This is a genomic window from Paenibacillus sp. FSL R7-0204 (assembly GCF_038002225.1).
Taxonomy (GTDB): Bacteria; Bacillota; Bacilli; order Paenibacillales; family Paenibacillaceae; genus Paenibacillus_AQ.
In genome coordinates this window covers 6436523-6455505 of record NZ_JBBOCA010000001.1, presented here as the reverse complement: position 1 = coordinate 6455505, position 18983 = coordinate 6436523, and the positions used below count along the sequence as shown (strand labels likewise).

Below are 18983 nucleotides of genomic sequence, written 5' to 3'. Positions count from 1 at the left end.
ACTGATCATAATTACTCGAAATATACAAGGTAGGAAGGATGTGGGTCTCTTGAACCATAATTGGTTTGCGGATTTGTGTGAAATATGCAATAACGATCCCTTTCGTAGAAAGATCCTCCTTGTGGATCATTATGATCAGGGTGAGCAGTGGCTGAATCGGATAACAAAGGAACACGGCCCTCTTCTAGGTGTGGAAACAGAAACGTTAAGGTCACTTGTTGTGAAGCGTACTAAACCGGAACTGTTGAAACAAGGGCTTCGCCTAGTAAATAGTAAACAGACGTTCTGGGTTGTCCAGAATCTTATGGTTAATATGGCGGAGCATCAAGATAAATACATACCAGCCGAGATGATTACCCCAGGTATCGTTCAAAGCTTTCACCACGCGATTGAGGAACTCCGAGGGGCGGGGATTTTTGCTTCAGGTCTTTCTATTTCTGTTTTTGAACATGAGCAAAAAGGTCTCTATATCACTGAACTGCTCTCTGCATATGAACAATGGCTGGAACAGAATCAATTTACTGATTTTGCAGGTCTGCTTGATTACATACCAGAAATTGATAGATCAGCGGATAACCATCTCTTCATCCATAGAGATATGGAGCGGTTCTCTTCTGCGGAGAAAGAAATGCTGAGACGCATCGCTGGAGATAGACTGCTCATTCTTCCGCAAACTGGAGCTTTCCCGTCATCTCTGCAGAATGGTGATCATGTTGCTGTTCAGCTGTACCATGCCACAGGAGCTTTAGCTGAGATCCGCGAAGCATTCCGACGTATATGCAATACGAGTACTCCCTTCGATCAAGCAGAGATCGTTGTTTCTAATTATGAGGCTTATTGTTCAACGATATATACGCTCAGTCAAGCTCTCGATATTCCTTGTACCTTTTCCCAAGGGCTCCCTGTTACTTATACAAATGTCGGAAAGGCTGCGCTGGTTTATCTCGAATGGCTGGAATGCAACTACGATGTAGAGTGCTTACTTAAGGCTCTTCGGCACGATTATATATCATTTCATCAACTTGGAGAATCCGTGGATCAAGCTGATCTCATACCTGCTTTGGAGCAAAGTGGAATTGGCTGGGGAAGACAACGGTATTCCATGTTAGAGGCTGCAGGTAATGCTGGGTTAAAGGGAAGACACACTGAAGCGATCAGGTTGTTAGACCGGGTGTTCACAGGATTATTTCAAAAACTGCCAGATGCGCATCAAGTGACGTGGTCTCCTATGATGATTTTGCACGCATTGATACATTTTCTTGATAAGCACACCGTTCCGTCCAGTGAGGCTGACTCACTCGTTATCACTGAACTGATTGACCAAGCGAAGCTGCTGGAGGTTGTTTCTCCTCGTACTCTGTCCAGCGAGAGAGCGCTGCGTTATGTAAAAGACATGGTAGAGGGTATTCGTATCTTTGGAAGCGGACCATCTTGCGGAAAGCTGCATATCTCTTCGCTTCAAGATGGCGGCATATCGGGAAGAACTCAGACTTACATCTTGGGCATGAGTAATGAGGCTTGGTCCTTACAGCTCCGGCAGGATCCTGTATTACTGGATATGGAACGCAGGAGTCTGGAGGGGTTACTCTTATCTACTGAGCGGACTGAGCATATTATTCGTGAACGTGAGACCCGATTAGGATTGCTGTCAGGACAAGTTACGCTGGGCTATTCCAGCTATGATCCGGCAGAGCAGAAGGAAATCATTCCGGCCTTTGCGTTATTACAGGCTGCTAGAATTGTGACGGACGATCCCCAGATGAATCTGACTGGACTAGGACAGGTACTGGGTAGACCGGTTGGATATATGTCGATTGACCCGAATGGAGAGCATTTATTGGATGGGACGGATCGCTGGCTTGGACGGTTCCACACTGAGGGGGAACTGAAAGATGGCCTTTCATCACTACGTCAATCCTTTCCATTCGCCGCTAAGTTGGAACAAGCAGAGATGCGAATTAGCGAAGGAGCCCTATCAGAGTATGAAGGAATGCTCTCGACGAATACCTTTGCGGTTCGTTATTTAAACAATCCTGAGACGTATCTTAGTGTGACTCAGCTCGAACGATATGCGGAATGCCCAAAGAGGTTTTTCTTTTCTCAAGTACTGAAGCTCAGGGCAAAGGAGACTGCTAAATTCGATCGTTCCAAATGGCTGGATGCTGCTAGCAGAGGCAGCTTGCTTCACAGTATCTTTTATCACTATCTGAAAGAGATGTCTGCAGGTTCTATAAATGAGAATAGGCTTAAGCATGATGAACACAGGATTCAGGAAATCACAGAGCAGGTCATCCGTGAGTATGAAGCGAAGGTGCCGCCGCCAACTCCCCATATCTTTCATAAAGAATGCGATTCGCTGCGACGTGATGTCGCCATTTTTTATCAGATGGAGCAAAAAGCCCAGGGACGGCCACTTTTTTTCGAGCTCGAATTGACATTAGACGGACAACCCATGAGCGTCAGGCTGGATAATGGTCTTGTCATTAGAATGAAGGGGTTTGTGGACAGGGTTGATGAAATCGGGCCGCACAAGTACAAGATCTATGATTACAAAACAGGCAGTCCGGCGAAGTATGACGAGAATGAGTATTTCTCACAGGGGACGCAACTGCAGCATGCGCTGTATGCTGTTGCGGTTGAACAGTGGCTTAAGCATACCGGTATGGATACGGAGGCGCGTGTTGTAGAGTCAGCCTATTACTTCCCAACGGAACGAGGCAAAGGCGATGAAGTATCCCGGGTTCAAAATAAGACGGCTGAGCTATCGGAGCTGGTGGGACATCTATTAGCTTCGATGGAGTCAGGAACATTTACCGCAACAACAGAGTTGAAACGATGTTCCTATTGCGATTATGGAACGGTGTGCAAGAATGAATCAGAACGTACGAAGGCAAAATGGAATTTAGAACCCAATACTCCATTGCTTCACCATATCAAGGAGGTAGAGCGTTTTGGTTGATGATAGGGCGGCCAGAGAGCGAATTGCAGAGATACTAGACCGGACATTGATGGTGGAAGCAGGGGCAGGATCGGGGAAAACGACATCACTCGTTGGCCGGATGATCGCGTTGATTGAGTCAGGGAGCGCCGTGGCCGAGCAGATCGCAGCCATTACTTTCACGCGGAAAGCAGCGGATGAGCTGAAATGCAGGTTCAGACTGGAGCTGGAACGGCGGATCCGTAAGGCGATAGAGCCGCAGAAGGCTCTGTTGCAGCGGGCTTTACAGGAGATTGATCGGTGCTATATTGGCACGATTCATTCTTTTTGCGGCAGACTGCTTAGGGAGAGACCGATTGAGGCGAGACTGGATCCCATGTTCCGTGAGATTGAAGAAGATGAAGCTAGCTTATTGCAGGACCAATGCTGGGATGAGTATCTGGTGAGCTTGATCGAGAACGTTAAGGAAGATGAGATGGCGGACGTTGCGTCCTTGCAAGTAAACGTGGAGGATCTGCGCCAGGTATATAAACGGGTATGCGACTATACCGATGTACACATTGAGACGGTTGCCTCTCCTAGACCTGACTTTGACCTTATTCGCTTATCTCTGCCGCAGATGATAGCAGAAGCTGGGCGTTACATTCCAACACAGAAACCAGCACAAGGCTGGGATGCGCTGCAGGCAATGGTTCGTGACGGAAAGAAACTGCTTATACTACACGGACTTGATGATGATATGCGTATACTGCAGCTCGCATTGATATTTGAGCGAAAAATCAATGTTACCTTAAACAGGTGGACAGACAGTGCTATGGCAAAGGAATACAAAGTTACGTTCCTGGAATGGCAAATCCGCGTTTTGTTTCCCTTCCTTGGTGCTTGGCGCGAGTATCTATATCCGCAGTTGATTGATTTTGTCAGTCCGGCTGTTGATTATGGCGCATACAAGCGAAACGAACTAGGCGTTCTAGACTTTCAGGATCTGCTGATGCGGGCAACTGCGTTACTCCGTGAGCATGAGCATGTACGGCGTTTTTTTGCTGCCCGTTATACGCGCTTGTTCGTAGACGAATTTCAGGACACCGATCCCATTCAGGCCGAACTTATGTTTCTTCTAACAGGTGATGACCCAAGGGAAGCGGATTGGAGAAGGATCACTCCCAAACCAGGTTCTTTATTTATTGTTGGAGATCCGAAACAATCTATTTACCGGTTTAGACGTGCGGATATTTCAACCTATAATTGGGTCAAAAACAAGATCAGTTCTTGTGGTGAGGTCCTGCAGCTAAGTGCGAACTTTCGCTCAATTCACCATCTTGGGCAATTTACAAATGATGAATTTAATACCCGGTTTCCACAGGCTGAATCTGAACATCAGGCGGCTTTTGTACATATGGATACACGAACAGCTAATCCGGAGAATGGCGTACAACATGGAGTCTACACGATGACTCATGCGAAAATGGCCGGAGGCCAGGCGGTGATTGCCGAAGCAGATGCAGACAAGGCTGCTCGTTATATTGCCTGGGCTTGCAGCGGCCACTTGAAGATTCAGGAGAAGCAGCCGGGAAGTGACGGTGGTTTCATTGTAAGGGACGCAACTCCAAGTGATTTCCTGGTACTGTTGAAACGAAAAGATTTCTTGCACTTGTACGCTGCAAAACTGGAGCAGTATGGAGTTCCCTCTATTACTGCTGGAAGCTCGGCGATATACGAAGAAATAGATGCGCTTGCTATGCTGGCAAGTTGTCTTAATGATCCTGGAGATCCAGTATCACTGCTAGCTGTGCTGAAGGGAATGTTATTCAGTGTCAGTGATAATGCACTCTTCCATTATAAAATGCAAGGATTCCCGATAACCTATACTACTTTACCGAATCAGGCAGAGGTCGGGATGATAGCACTGCCAGTATATGAAGCACTGGTACGACTCGCTGAATACGCGGATCTGATCCGGAAGATGCCGGCATTACCGGCACTGTTACATATCATTGAGGATCTGGGGTTGATTCCGCTCGCAGCCCTTCGTCAGACTGGCCGAGCTCGTGCCGGCACATTGATCAAGCTCCTGCATCTGCTGCATAAGGACAGTATGGTCGCAGCCAGCTGGCCGGAACTGAGCTCGTATATATTGCGTGTCGTAAAAGAAGCGAAGCTAGAGTGCGGCGATCTGTTCGCAGGTGAGCAGGATGCCGTTCGCATCATGAACCTACATAAAGCCAAAGGGCTTGAGGCACCAGTTGTACTGCTGACCTGTCCATGTGGAGACTCCGATCATGATGCTGCAGAGCATGTGGACCGGATGGGAGATTCCGCGCGCGGATATTTCAGCATCACGCGGCGAAGAGGATATCAAGAGGATGTGATTGCTCATCCACCAGGCTGGGAAGTACTCGCTGAGCGGGAGCGATTGTATATGAATTCAGAGAAGGAACGGCTGCTATATGTCGCCGCTACCCGCGCCAAGCAGCTTATGATCATTAGTCGATATCCGGACAAACCGGCGATCGATCCATGGAGCAGCTTCGATAGCGGAATTCAGGAAGATAGAGAGCTGGATGATCCTGAAGTTATGCCAGTGATGCCTTCACGTTACGAAGGGGTACATGATGAAATGGCTGATGAAGATAAGGGCCGTCAGTGGCGAATCCGGCTGGCACAGCCGACGTATCAGTCGACTTCGGTAACGAAACTGGCGAAGTCAGGAGCCGTTCAGCCACCTCGACCGCTTGCGGGCAGAGGCATGGCGTTCGGCAGCGTGGTTCATCGCTGCATTGAACTACTTGGGACTGGCGCGGAATCCGAGCAGATGGAGCTGCACATCAGGATGATCGCTGAAGAAGAGGGTATGGATAAAGCGCTGATTCCAGATGTGTTAAGGATGCTGGATGATGTGGTGAATCATCCGCTATGGCGACGTGCACTGGCGGCGAAGCGACGGATTCATGAGTTACCGATTCGTACGGTTAGGACGGACCTAGATCTGGAGTACGAAGCTTTGAAAGTAGGTTCCACAGCAAGGACGCTATATTTGAAAGGCGTTATTGACTTCCTCTTTGAAGAGGAGGATGGCTGGGTGGTTGTTGATTTTAAGACGGATGTGTATGAAGATGGGCAACAGCAGGCGTTTGTGGAGTTCTATCGGCCTCAGGTTGGGGCTTATCAGGAAGAATTGAAAAGAGCGTTTGGGTTGAGGGTGAAAGAGACAGGGCTTTATTTTTTGCATGGGAATGAGTATGTGGTGTTATGAAAGAGCCTATGTTCGATATATTTTGCATAAATGGATATAAATCTCTTCCGTAAAATAGTACTATAGAAGTATAGAAAATGACTTATTCCGCAGAAGAAAAGTAACGATTAGTGTGCGCAGATTATATTGCGTGTATCTTTGGAGCTGCGTACCATGGCGACCACTGATACACGTTTTTCTATTTTATACAGGAGGCGATCAACCAAGTTATGGTGTCATTATTCTCCTTTTTGGAAGAGGCAAACATAATGGGCTCTCCGTCTTGGCTGTTGAAGCGGAAGAAGCGGTGTGGAGCAATCCACGTGCTACACTGACGCAGGGTAGGCTATTCAGTGAAGAACTGGCCTCTATCGTATCCAAGCAAGAGAATCTGGAAAATGTGTTCGCCTTGAAACATAACGAACGGATACATAAGCTGTCCCGGGAAGGGATTCTACCTGAAGAGATCAAGACCAGTTTTGAATGGCTGCGATTGAGTGGAAATCAGGCCTCCCATAATGTCAAATCAATTCCCATTGAACTGGCAATTACAGCCCAAAGACATATCTTCACGCTGGCTTCGTGGTATGTAGAATCTTATGGATCCTTGGAGATTGAGACACCAGCCTATCAGATGCCCTTACAGCCTTCAAAAAGTAGTCCCGATCTTGTTACAAATGAACTTGTAAGTGAACAACTGGGACAGCTATTGAATGAGCAGATTGAGACGAAGTTGTTGCCGACATTGACGGAGCAGTTTAAGTTTCTGCAGGAAAGTATCTCCAAGGTGGCAGGCAGTCTGGATGAATGGACGCGGCAAAAACCGGTAGTAATAGAAGATGGTAATTTAGACGGTGGAATGCCGGCTACAGAAAAAGTGTCTAACGTAGCGGAGTTAATCGAATCTTTAGATATAGAAGAGAGGCTGGAAATCGGCAACTACCTGGCCAGTCGCGGGCTTTCCACTATAGACAAACGGCCAAACAATGGAGCTCTGTGGGTAATCGGGGGATGGGAAATCAAAGATGAGCTATTTCCATTGAAAGATCAGGGTCTTTATTTCAAATTCGCCAGAAACGGAAGTCGATCAACCAAACGGCAGCCAGCCTGGTTCCTGACCGGGAAGGCCCCGTCAGTTGAGCGCTATTTGAGTTTGCCGGCTATTCAGGAACAGGATAAGGAACGAATTCTGGATGATTTTGAATTAGCGATAAATAGGCCAGCAGGGGATATTACTGATCTACCTGATCAATCATGGATTGAGCTGGATCAGCCCAAAATTGAGACTGATTCTTTCGTAGAAGAAACGATGGATACAGTTATAGAAGAACAGCTTATAGATGTATTGTCTTCTGACATGGTTGATATCGTTCGGACCTATCAGCAACGGGAAATTCATTTCCCAGCATCTATGTCCGACCTTACGCTGGACGAACTGCAAATTACCGGATGTGACTCTCTGCTTCGCAGTATGCGCCAAAAGCGGGGATGGACAGCCATTCATAATCTACCGGTTGAGCTTTCAGAGATTACAGACAATGTTAGCGGTGCTGGTGCCAGAATCATTGCCAAGTTCATTAAGCAGCTGGAACAATCCATTCAAGATGAGAAGAAATTGATCGGTTCCGGTAATCGCAAAGCCAATCTAGTTATTGCTTATAGAGCGCTGAAAAAGAAACTGGGCAGACGTGCAACCTACTTGGAGATGCATCAGCAGGGAGCTTGTGATAGTAAAGAGTTTCGCCAACTATTCGGCTCCTACTACTTATTTCTGCTGAAAGCCAAAGAATTGGACAAGCGGGAAGCCGGAGTGGCTCAGCGCTACGAGCAATGGCTGTTGGAAACGGAATCGACCATCATGCGGAAAAGCTATAAAATGGTTGTGCTGCTCAGTATGTTGGAGCGCGGGCAGGACGGCTGGATGCAGCCGATTACGGCTGAAGAATCCGCCCCCTTCTTTTACGCCTATTATATGAATAACCCGGATAAGAAGAGCATTGATTTCTCGGATGATGAGTCGCGTAAACTGTGGGACGATCCGCTAGACAAAACTGCCCGGGTAATCGCAAGGATGCCTATGGGCACCTGGGGGGGAAGTTCCAATAAAGTGGTCGCGTATGCCAAAGGGCAGTTTAAATTATTGTTTAATGTGCGGGAGACTGACCGGGGAATGCTGTATGAGTGGACGCGGGAGATATGTGAGTATCGGCTGTATAGTTATTTTGGGCGGAAGTCTGATTAATAGCATGGACTTCCTAATTAAATGAATCTTCATCCTCCTAATTATTCAAAATTAAAATAATACTACAACTAAACATCATGATAGGAGCGTTCGAAGCAATGGCAAATGAAAAATTAGTATCGAGCATCGAAGATAAGCTATGGGCAGCAGCAGATAAACTTAGAGGTAGTATAGATGCCTCCAAATATAAAAATATTGTACTGGGTATCGTATTTCTCAAATACATATCGGATCGGTTCGAGCAAAGATATAACGAACTGATTGCAGAAGGTGATGGTTTCGAGGATGACCGGGATGAATACGAACGTTTTAATGTATTTTATGTCCCTACAGAAGCACGTTGGAAATCCATCATTGAGCATGCGACTAAGCCTAACATAGGTCAAATCATTGATGAGGCTTTTATTGCTATTGAAAAAGAAAATAAAAATCTCGCCGGCGTTCTTCCTAAAATTTATTCGGGTGCGGATATTGACCAACGTAGAATTGGCGAAGTCATTATGGTTTTTGAGAACTCTAATACGTTATTAATTGAAGAGGACGCACTTGGTCGTGTTTATGAGTACTTTCTCGGTAAATTCGCTTTTATCTTAGGCGCAGGTGGTGGGGAATACTACACCCCTAGCAGCGTAGTAAAACTATTGGTAGATATGATCGAACCCTTCGAGGGCACGATATATGATCCATGTTGTGGTTCTGGTGGAATGTTCGTACAGGCTCAGAAATTCGTCAAAGCACATGGCGGCAGTACGTTCAAGCTTTCGGTATATGGACAGGAATTAAATGCAGAGACGAGAAGACTAGCAACGATGAACCTTGCCATTCGCGGTATAGAATCCAATTTAGGTCAGACGCATGAAGACACATTTCATTCCGATCAATTCCGAGATGAGAAATTTGACTATGTGCTTGCCAATCCTCCATTTAATATAAGTGATTGGGGACAAGACAGTTTGCTTGATGATCCGCGCTGGAAATGGGGTATCCCTGCTAAGAACAATGCCAACTATGCTTGGCTCTCCCATATGCTGAATAAACTGAAACCTTCCAAGGGAGTTGCTGGGATTGTTTTGGCAAATGGTTCATTGTCTTCGCAAACGGCGGGGGAAGGTACCATTAGGACTAAATTCATTGATGAAGACGTAGTCGATTGTATTGTAGCCATGCCAGATAAATTATTCTACACAACAGGAATTCCTGTGTGCTTATGGTTCCTGAGACGTGGAAAGAAGCGCAAAGGTGAAGTGCTATTCATCGATGCCCGCGCCATGGGGGTAATGGTAAGTCGTAAATTACGGGAGTTAACAGATGAAGATATCTCCTTGATTTCAGAAACCTATCATAAGTGGCTTAAGGGCGAGGGTTATCAGGATGAAGTGGGCTTCTGCAAATCAGCAAGTCTTGAGGAAATTCAGAAGCATGATTATGTATTAACACCAGGGCGATATGTTGGCGTGAAAGAAATCGTGGATGATGAGCCGTTTGAGGAAAAGATGGAGAAGCTTGTGTCTGAGCTTTCAGATTTGATGTCGGAGTCTTCTGTGCTGGATGAGAAGATTAAGAAGAGTCTGGGGGGGATTGGGTATGAGTTTTAGTGTAGAAAATATAGAATATCGACCATTAACGAGTGTATTGAAATTTATAGTTGATAATCGTGGGAAAACTGCACCAACATCAGACACGGGAATTCCACTAATTGCGACAAACTGTATTAAAGACAATGAACTTTATCCAGTGTTCGAAAAAGTGCGATTTATATCTGAAGATACTTACAATAATTGGTTTAGAGCACACCCTATACCAGGTGATATTATATTCGTTAATAAGGGAACACCAGGTAGGGTTTGTCTTGTACCAGACCCCGTAAACTTTTGCATAGCACAAGATATGATGGCATTTCGTGTTGATGAAGACATTGTTGATAACAAATACCTATTTGCCGTTCTAAGAAGTTCTCAATTTCAGAATCAGATTGTTAATTATCATGTTGGTACATTAATACCGCATTTTAAAAAAGGGGATTTAGACAAGTTATTGATTCCTATCCCTTCTATGAAGATACAAAAGATTATAGGAGATTATTATTTTTCAATATGCAACAGAATCGAACTTAATAACCGCATGAACAAAGTGCTTGAGCAAATGGCTCAGGCGATTTTCAAGCAATGGTTTGTTGATTTTGAGTTTCCAAATGAAAATAATGAACCCTATAAGTCTAGCGGTGGAGAAATGATTAAAAGTGAGGTGGGAATGATTCCCTTAGGTTGGGAAGTATCCAATATTGAATCACTAACAGAAATTATTATAGATTATAGAGGTAAGACACCTAAAAAGCTTGGTAGGAACTGGAGTGAGACTGGGATAATTGCCCTTTCGGCAAAAAATATTAAAAATGAAGGTCTCGTGAATTTAGATCAAGCGAACCGAGTTGATGAAGAACTTTATAATCTATGGATGAAAGATGAATTAAAATACGGAGATATTCTATTAACTTCAGAGGCACCACTCGGGGAATTATATTTTAAAGCAAATGATGATAAATATTGTCTGAGTCAAAGGCTATTTGCTATCAGAGCAAATAGTAACGCCATTATTCCCGAAATATTGTACATGTATTTAAGGACCTCAGAAGTGATGGGGGAAATTGTAGGCCGAGCAACAGGTACTACTGTTACAGGGATTAGGCAATCTGAGTTGAGGAAAGTCAAAGTTATAAATCCTTCAAGTGATATTCAGGCTAGGTGTCAAAGTTTATTAAGTACAGTTTTCAAAAAGAAGAATGTAATTGAAAAAGAAAATCGTAAACTTATAAATGTAAGAAACACCCTACTCCCAAAACTCATGTCCGGAGAAATCGACGTTTCCAACATCGAACTATAAATTGGCGGTGAACTTATGTTTACAGAAGATAGCCTGGAAGCAGTAGTACTTGAACTATTGCATGACGAACTGAACTACACCATACAAAACGGCTACGATCTAGTGCGCGATTATGCAAAGGTAGTATTAGAGGATGATCTACGAGAGGCACTTTATGCTCTGAATCCAACTCTATCCTCTGAAATTATAGAAGCTGCTTTTCGTCAGATTCTCTATATCGACGACGGCAGTCTTGTTTCCGCCAATCAACTATTCCATCGCTATCTAATCGAAGGCGTCAGAATTGAAGTGCATGGGGAGGACATTCCTGCGCGAATTGTCAAAGTGATGGACTTTGAACAACCGCATAACAATTCATTCAAAGCAATCAATCAATTCACAGTCATTCATAAAGCTGAGAAACGCCCAGATATCGTTCTATTCATTAATGGATTACCGCTCGTAGTCATTGAATTGAAATCAGCCGTGCGTGAGCAAGCGACGATTCATGATGGTTATTTGCAGATCAAGACGTACCAAGATATGATCAAACCGCTGTTCCACTATAATGCCTTTAGTATCATTAGTGACGGGGTAAATGCCCGTTTTGGCTCGATCACCTCTGACTATGACTACTTTATGCAATGGAAAAAGGTTGATATGGATTCCCCTATTGTAGATGCACCTCACATTGCGCAGATCGGTACGCTAATCAAAGGTTTATTGCACAAAGAGCGGCTATTGGATGTTGTAAAGAACTTCACTTTTTTTGCAGGAGGAAAGTCCAAGATTATTTCTGCGTACCACCAATATTATGGTATGAAGAAAGCCATCGATAGTGTCGTTCATGCTGTTGATGGAGATAAACGCGGTGGTGTAGTTTGGCATACGCAGGGTTCTGGCAAGTCTTTTTCGATGGTATTTCTATCTGCAGGGTTAATTCAAAAGTTGAACAATCCGACGTTAGTTGTTGTAACAGATCGGAATGATTTAGATGAGCAAATTCACGGGACCTTCGGCAGTGCAACGGAATATCTTCGCCAATCCCCGGTTCGTGCCGAATCACGGGAGGATCTTAATACGTTGTTAGATAAGCGCTCTGTGGGAGGGATCATCTTTACAACGATTCAGAAGTTCACTGAAGAAACAGGGATGCTCTCCAATCGGCACGATATTATTGTTATAGCAGATGAAGCCCATCGCTCCCAGTACGGAGTCAACCCTGATATTAGAATCGATAAAAAGACGCTGGAAGCTGAGCTGGTCTATGGTTATGCCAAATATTTAAGGGATGCGTTACCGAACGCTACATTCGTTGGATTTACTGGTACTCCTATTGACTCGAATGATAAATCAACTATCGGGGTGTTTGGTGAACTGATTGATGTTTACGATATGACACAAGCCAAGATGGACGGAGCAACTGTGGATTTACACTATGAGAATCGTTTAGCCAAGGTGCATCTCGATGAGGGGATACTCGACAAGATTGATCATGAAGTTTCGAAAATTCAAGAACAAGGTCTTTCTCTCGAGAAGATTGAACAATTAAAAAAAGACCTCGTGACGATGGAAGCGGTCATTGGTGATGAAGATCGGTTGAATCTGGTAGTGGATGATATTTTGAAACATTATACTATTCGCAAAGATATGCTCAAAGGTAAAGCGATGATTGTCGCCTATTCACGCAAAATTGCTTTTCGGATGTATCAACTGATCCAAGAGAAAGCACCGGATTTAGCCGATCACGTTCGTCTGGTTATGACGGATAGCAATAAGGATATTCAAGAAATGCGCGATATTATAGGAACCAAACAATCCCGACAAACACTTGCTAACCTTTTCAAAAAAGAAGACAGCGATCTTAAAATAGTCATTGTGGTCGATATGTGGTTAACCGGCTTTGATATCCCCTGCTTAGATACGATGTACATAGATAAAATTATGAAGGAACATAACTTGATGCAGTGTATTGCACGAGTGAACCGCGTATATAAAGTGAAAGAGTCCGGACTGATCGTGGATTATATTGGCTTGAGTAAATATTTGAAAGAAGCTTTAAATACCTATACCAATCGAGACAAGAATAGTGTGCCAGATATCGAAAAAGCCAAGGAAATCCTAATGACCGAAGTGGAAATTCTGGAAGGGATGTTTCATGGCTTTGATTTTAGCAGGTATTTGGAAGCTACACCAAAAGAACGGTTCGAACTTATTCAGGATGGTGTCGAGCATGTACTGAAGGAACGCGCCAAGGATGTTTTTTTGAAGCATGTAGTTAGGTTGCAAAGTGCGTATACCATTTGTGCGACTGCGCTGGATTTTGAAGTGCGCGTCCGAGTGAGCTTCTTCGTAGCGATCAAATCGTTTATCGTTAAGGTAGAGCGAGATGGTATGCCTGATGTGGAAGCGTTCAAACGGAAAATATCGGAGATGATCGAACAAGCCATTATAAGAGATGGTGACGAGGTAGTTTCCATTTCTGCAAAGCAAGAAAAGAGCCTGTTATCCGTTGAAAATTTGCAGAAGATCATGGCGATGAAACGTAAAAACGTTGCGGCCAGCATCCTGAAAAAACTACTCGATGATAAGATCAAATGGTTCGAGCAAACGAATATTGTTCGTTCGGGATATTTCTCCGACAAACTAAAAGTTATCGTCGAACGGTACAACCATATTGAAGATATCAATGTGTTAATTACCGAGATGATCGATATCGCTAAGGAGATTGAATCGGCAACTAATGAAGGTATAGATTTGCAATTGTCACCTGAGGAGCAGGCGTTCTATGATGCGTTGGCAAAACCAGAGCTGATCAAAGCGCATTATAAATCAGATATTCTACGAGAAATGGCAAAGAGATTGATTCAATTGATTAATGATAACAAAACTCCAGATTGGGAAAAACGTAACGATGCCAGAGCCAATATGAGATCCCTCATCAAACGTTTATTGAAGCAATATAAATACCCGCCTGATGAAATCAAAGATGCAACAGAATTGGTGATTAAGCAAGCTGAACTGCAAATGAAGAACAACTTGTATACTCAGAGGACCCATTGGACAAATCCTTCCATAGCTGCGGAGACGAGAGGGACTTATTTATAGGGGATGGATTGCATTATACGATTTGATTTAAAAATAGAGAACATAGTAGTCGGCAATTAAACTTTTATATGAAATCACATCACAAGAACAAGAGTTCGCTGACAACCCACTGTCAGCGAACTTTTGTTAATATAGAGTAACAAAAAAAATAGGAACCCTATAACGGTTAAGTTAGGCGAAAGAATATCCGAAAGGACGGAAAACTATGAAAATATTCCACACAGCAGACTGGCATCTCGGCAAGCTGGTACAAGGCGTCTATATGACAGAGGATCAGCAATACATCCTAGAACAGTTCATTAAGGATATTGAAACGGAGCAGCCCGATGCCATCATTATTGCAGGCGATCTATACGATCGTGCGGTTCCGCCGACGGAAGCAGTGCTTCTACTTGATTGGGTGTTGCAGAAGATTATACTTCAGTTGAAGATCCCTATGCTCGCCGTCGCCGGTAATCATGATAGTCCAAGCCGTCTTGATTTCGGAAGCAGTATTATGAGAGCCTCGGGGCTACATATCGCCGGGGAACTTACCACCTCCATGGAGCCAGTGGTATTGAATGATGAGCATGGTGAAGTTCACTTCCATCTCATTCCTTATGCTGAGCCTGGGAAAGTGCGTTATTTACTCGCTGATGAGAGTATTAGAACACATAATGATGCCATGCAGAAGATTACGGAGAATATTAAGAGAACGATGGACCCAAACGCCCGCCAAATTTTTGTGGGACATGCTTTCGTGACGCCTGGCGGTGAAGCACAGGATAATACAAGCGATTCTGAACGGCCGCTGTCCATCGGTGGGGCTGAACATGTAAGCTCCGAATTTTTTGACGGATTCCATTATACCGCATTAGGTCACTTGCATCAGGCACATCATGTAGGAAACGAAACAGTCCGGTATGCTGGTTCACCGTTAAAGTATTCGGTTTCGGAAGAACATCATAACAAGGGATATTTAATTGTCCACCTAGATCAGCATGGAAATACAACGATTGAACGAAAATTGCTGACCCCACGACGTGATTTGCGTACAGTCGAAGGTTTTATCGCAGATATTGAGCGTCATGTCATCAATGAGGATTATGTGTTCGTCCGCTTGCTGGATGAAGTGTTGGTGTCATCGCCAATGGAACGAGTACGCTCTGTCTATCCTAACGCAATGCATGTTGAACGCAAGATGATGATCCCAGGGTTGATTGGGGAGTCACAGGCGGTTGATGGACGAGCGAAAATGGATGGACTTTCGCTGTTCAAAGCTTTTTACAAAGACGTAAGAGGAACAGATCTATCACCAGAAACAGAGAAGTTGTTTATCGAAACGCTGCAGGAGATCTTGGAGAAAGAAGGTGAGCGTTATGAGACCGCTCAAGCTGACAATGACGGCGTTCGGGCCGTATAAGGATACAGAGATTATTGATTTCTCTGAGCTTAAAGAGCATCGCTTATTTGTGGTGTCAGGGAATACGGGGGCCGGGAAAACATCAATTTTTGACGCAATCTGTTTTGCTCTGTATGGAGATGCTAGTGGTGAAGACAGAAATGATAACAAGATGCTCCGCAGTCATTTCGCCGATGACCAGACACACACTTCTGTTGATTTGGAATTTGAACTAAAAGGTCGGATATATCGTGTATTTCGGCAGTTGGCCCATGTGAAGTCCGGTAACAAGGGGGCGACAGGAGATAGCTATGAGCTGTACGAAATTAGCAGTGGAAAGGCAATTCCCATTGTCGATCGCTTTATTGTGTCGCAGGTAGATGAGAAAATTCGTGGACTCATAGGACTCACCAAGGAGCAGTTTAGCCAAATCGTTATGCTGCCACAGGGTGAATTTCGCAAACTGCTAACTTCAGAGACAGAGAACAAGGAAGAGATCTTGCGCCGGATTTTTAAGACAGGGTTATATAAACAGGTCACGGACCATTTGAATGAACAACGGAAGGACATGCAGCAAATTTGCTCGGAGCAAGCGAAGATGCTGGAGTATCATATCGGTAATGTGAAAGGTGCTCTAGGGGGGCGTGAAGTCTCTGACTTATACAAGGTTTTTGAGCAGGAGAACCATAATACTTATCAAGTGCTTGAAGCATTGAATAAAGAGATCGAATATTATACTGTGCAACTGAAAGAAAAGAAGCAGCTGCTGCAATCTGAAATGACAAAGTTCCAAGAGCATACGGCAGTTTATCATCAAGCTCGAGCGGTGAATGAACAATATGATCTGTTAGATCAAAAATCTGAAGTAAAGCAAAAGCTGGTAGCGCAAGAGGATGTTATCAAACAGCAAACAGAGCAGCTATCTCTGGCGGAGCAAGCGGTTCACCTTCAGGTCTATGAACAACATAATATTGAAATGACGGGTGAACTAAGTCGTAAAAGCGAGTTGCTCGAAGCTGCGCTTACTGAATGCCTGCAGGCTGAAACTGCCCTCAATACGGCTATTGCTCTCTATAAGCAGGAAGAGGGAAAGGAAGAATTACGGAATCAATCTTTGCGTGAACTGGATCGACTTCAAGGATATCTCCCAGCAGTAAAAGAGATTGACCAGAGACAGCAACGAGTCACGATGCTTACGATAGAAGTGGATACCTTGTCTAAGCAGTTGAACGGTGCAATTGATGAGCTGGAGATGAAGCAGAGCGATCGACTCTCTAAGGCAGCGCAAGTTAAGGAACTGGAAGCTAAGGTTCTTCATTTGCCGGCAAAGACTGAAAAGCTTAACCAGTTAAGACAGCAGGCTGTAACTATGAAAGAATATCTCGGCCTTTTAGACAAACTTACAATTGAACAAGCAGAAGAAAGAGGGAATAAAGAGTCATTTGAGCAAGCGGATCAGGCGTATTCTACAATTGAGGAACTCTGGATTGAAGGACAAGCAGGATTGCTTGCAAGTCATCTTCATGACGGTGAGTTATGTCCGGTCTGCGGAAGTCTTGATCATCCCCAAAAAGCTGCTGCCACCGGCGACATTCCTACCAAAGAAGAGCTTGAACGGATGCGTAAGGAGAAATCTTCATTTGAAAAAAAATATCTCGAAGTAAAAGCTAAACTAACTACTACGCAACAACAGATTCTAGAGAAGCAGCAGCAGTTGCTTGAACTGGGATATCCGTTAGAAGGGATTCAGATTGTTTATGCTGATCTGCAAATAGAGGGAAAGGCACTGGTTGAAGAGGAGAAGCAACTGAAGGAAGATAATTCTATGTTGGCTCCACTCAAGCAAGCATTAGATACGCTGGATAGCAAATTGGAGGAGTTACGCAAACAAAAGGAACAGACGCTAAATTTGTTCAATAGCAAAAATACAGAATATGTAACTGAGAAAGCATTATTTGATCAATCGTTATCCAGCTTGCCAGAAGAAGTACGTAGTCTCGGGAAATTAGAACAGCATATCAAGAGTGCAGAGGTTAACAATAGACAACTTGAGAGCGCGTGGAAGCAAGCACAGAGTCAATACCAGGAAGCGAACGAACGGAATATCAAGGCATCTGCAAGCCGAGTCAATGCTGAGAATGGGAAGAGCGAAGCGACTACCAATAAGGACAAGGCTCTTCAAAGCTACCTCGGAGTGTTAGAACAGGTTGGGTTCGCTTCAGAAGAAAGCTATAAAGCAGCGAAGATGAGCAATAGTGCTCAAGCTGAGCTGAAGAGTCAGATTGATATGCACAAGTCCTCATTGGCATTGGTAACCAAGCAAATTGAGGAATTAACCTTCACGCTGGCAGGTAAAGAACGTCAAGATCTTGCCATCCTGCAGAAGCTTCTAGATGATCTGGAGCAATCTATTGATATCGTTCGCGCTGAGTCTATCCAAGCTGGGAATAACTCTGATAAAGGCTCGGAATTTAAGGCGAATATTCTTGAGGCTGAGCGTAGCTGCCAAGAGGCTGAACGTGAGTACCAAGTGGTGAAAGATTTGTATGATGTTGTGCGCGGAGAAAATAGTAGTAAGATCTCCTTTGAACGCTATCTTCAAATTGAGTTTTTAGATAAAATTATTCACAATGCAAACCATCGGCTACAAAAGATGTCCGGAGGACAATACTACCTTGTCCGCAGCAACCGCATGGAGAAACGCGGCAAGCAAAGTGGCCTTGGATTTGATGTGTATGACAATTACACCGGTCAAATGAGGGATGTTAAGACATTATCCGGTGGAGAAAAGTTTAATGCTTCGCTGTGTCTAGCGCTCGGAATGGCAGATGTTATTCAAGCCTATGATGGCGGGGTTTCACTAGAAACCATGTTCATCGACGAGGGTTTTGGTTCACTGGACGAAGAGTCTCTGAACAAAGCCATTGATACTCTGATTGACTTGCAACAGTCCGGCCGAATGATTGGTGTGATCTCACATGTCCAGGAGCTGAAGAGCGCGATACCGGCAATCCTGGAGGTGAAGAAAACTAGAGAAGGGTATAGTTATACTAATTTTGATGTGAGTTAAGTTGTTTAATAAGAACGCTGGAGCGCTAGTCAAATCCTTTATAAGGCTATAGAACGGGGGAGTCCTTCTTTGTAAACCAGGGAAGGCCTCCCCCATTTTATAGTGTGATTTTTAGGATCTTAACACTGCTTTCAAATAAGAACTTGGTTATCC

General features: G+C 44.3%; 8 protein-coding genes. All 8 read left to right on the top strand.

What is annotated here, in order from left to right:
• Positions 1-49 precede the first annotated feature (49 nt).
• Complete coding sequence (locus MKX42_RS27870; protein WP_340756256.1) at positions 50-2959, top strand: PD-(D/E)XK nuclease family protein; 2910 nt, start codon at positions 50-52, stop codon at positions 2957-2959.
• Positions 2952-6191 (top strand): UvrD-helicase domain-containing protein, encoded by a 3240-nt coding sequence (locus MKX42_RS27865; RefSeq protein ID WP_340756254.1) that lies wholly within the window; start codon positions 2952-2954, stop codon positions 6189-6191. Before MKX42_RS27870 ends, MKX42_RS27865 begins: the two co-directional genes overlap by 8 nt.
• Positions 6192-6453: 262 nt before the next feature.
• Positions 6454-8412: a DUF4145 domain-containing protein gene (locus MKX42_RS27860; RefSeq protein ID WP_340756252.1), complete on the top strand. Its 1959-nt coding sequence runs from the start codon at positions 6454-6456 to the stop codon at positions 8410-8412.
• Between the two features lie 98 nt (positions 8413-8510).
• Complete coding sequence (locus tag MKX42_RS27855) at positions 8511-10007, top strand: type I restriction-modification system subunit M (RefSeq protein ID WP_340756250.1); 1497 nt, start codon at positions 8511-8513, stop codon at positions 10005-10007.
• Positions 9997-11292, top strand: a complete 1296-nt coding sequence (locus tag MKX42_RS27850; protein ID WP_340756249.1) for a restriction endonuclease subunit S — start codon at positions 9997-9999, stop codon at positions 11290-11292. Before MKX42_RS27855 ends, MKX42_RS27850 begins: the two co-directional genes overlap by 11 nt.
• 15 nt (positions 11293-11307) lie before the next feature.
• Positions 11308-14379, top strand: a complete 3072-nt coding sequence (locus MKX42_RS27845) for a type I restriction endonuclease subunit R (RefSeq protein ID WP_340756248.1) — start codon at positions 11308-11310, stop codon at positions 14377-14379.
• Positions 14380-14584: 205 nt separating this feature from the next.
• Positions 14585-15781 carry an exonuclease SbcCD subunit D gene (locus MKX42_RS27840; RefSeq protein WP_340756246.1) on the top strand — a complete coding sequence of 399 codons (1197 nt, stop codon included), beginning with the start codon at positions 14585-14587 and terminating at the stop codon, positions 15779-15781.
• The gene (locus MKX42_RS27835; RefSeq protein ID WP_340756244.1) at positions 15738-18830 is read left to right on the top strand and encodes an SMC family ATPase; all 3093 of its coding nucleotides are present in this window, start codon (positions 15738-15740) and stop codon (positions 18828-18830) included. Before MKX42_RS27840 ends, MKX42_RS27835 begins: the two co-directional genes overlap by 44 nt.
• The last annotated feature ends 153 nt before the right edge of the window (positions 18831-18983 follow it).

Coding starts and splice junctions, on each gene's coding strand:
- MKX42_RS27835 (WP_340756244.1), top strand. CDS start 15,738: ATGAGACCGCTCAAGCTGACAATGACGGCGTTCGGGCCGTATAAGGAT.
- MKX42_RS27845 (WP_340756248.1), top strand. CDS start 11,308: ATGTTTACAGAAGATAGCCTGGAAGCAGTAGTACTTGAACTATTGCAT.
- MKX42_RS27850 (WP_340756249.1), top strand. CDS start 9,997: ATGAGTTTTAGTGTAGAAAATATAGAATATCGACCATTAACGAGTGTA.
- MKX42_RS27855 (WP_340756250.1), top strand. CDS start 8,511: ATGGCAAATGAAAAATTAGTATCGAGCATCGAAGATAAGCTATGGGCA.
- MKX42_RS27840 (WP_340756246.1), top strand. CDS start 14,585: ATGAAAATATTCCACACAGCAGACTGGCATCTCGGCAAGCTGGTACAA.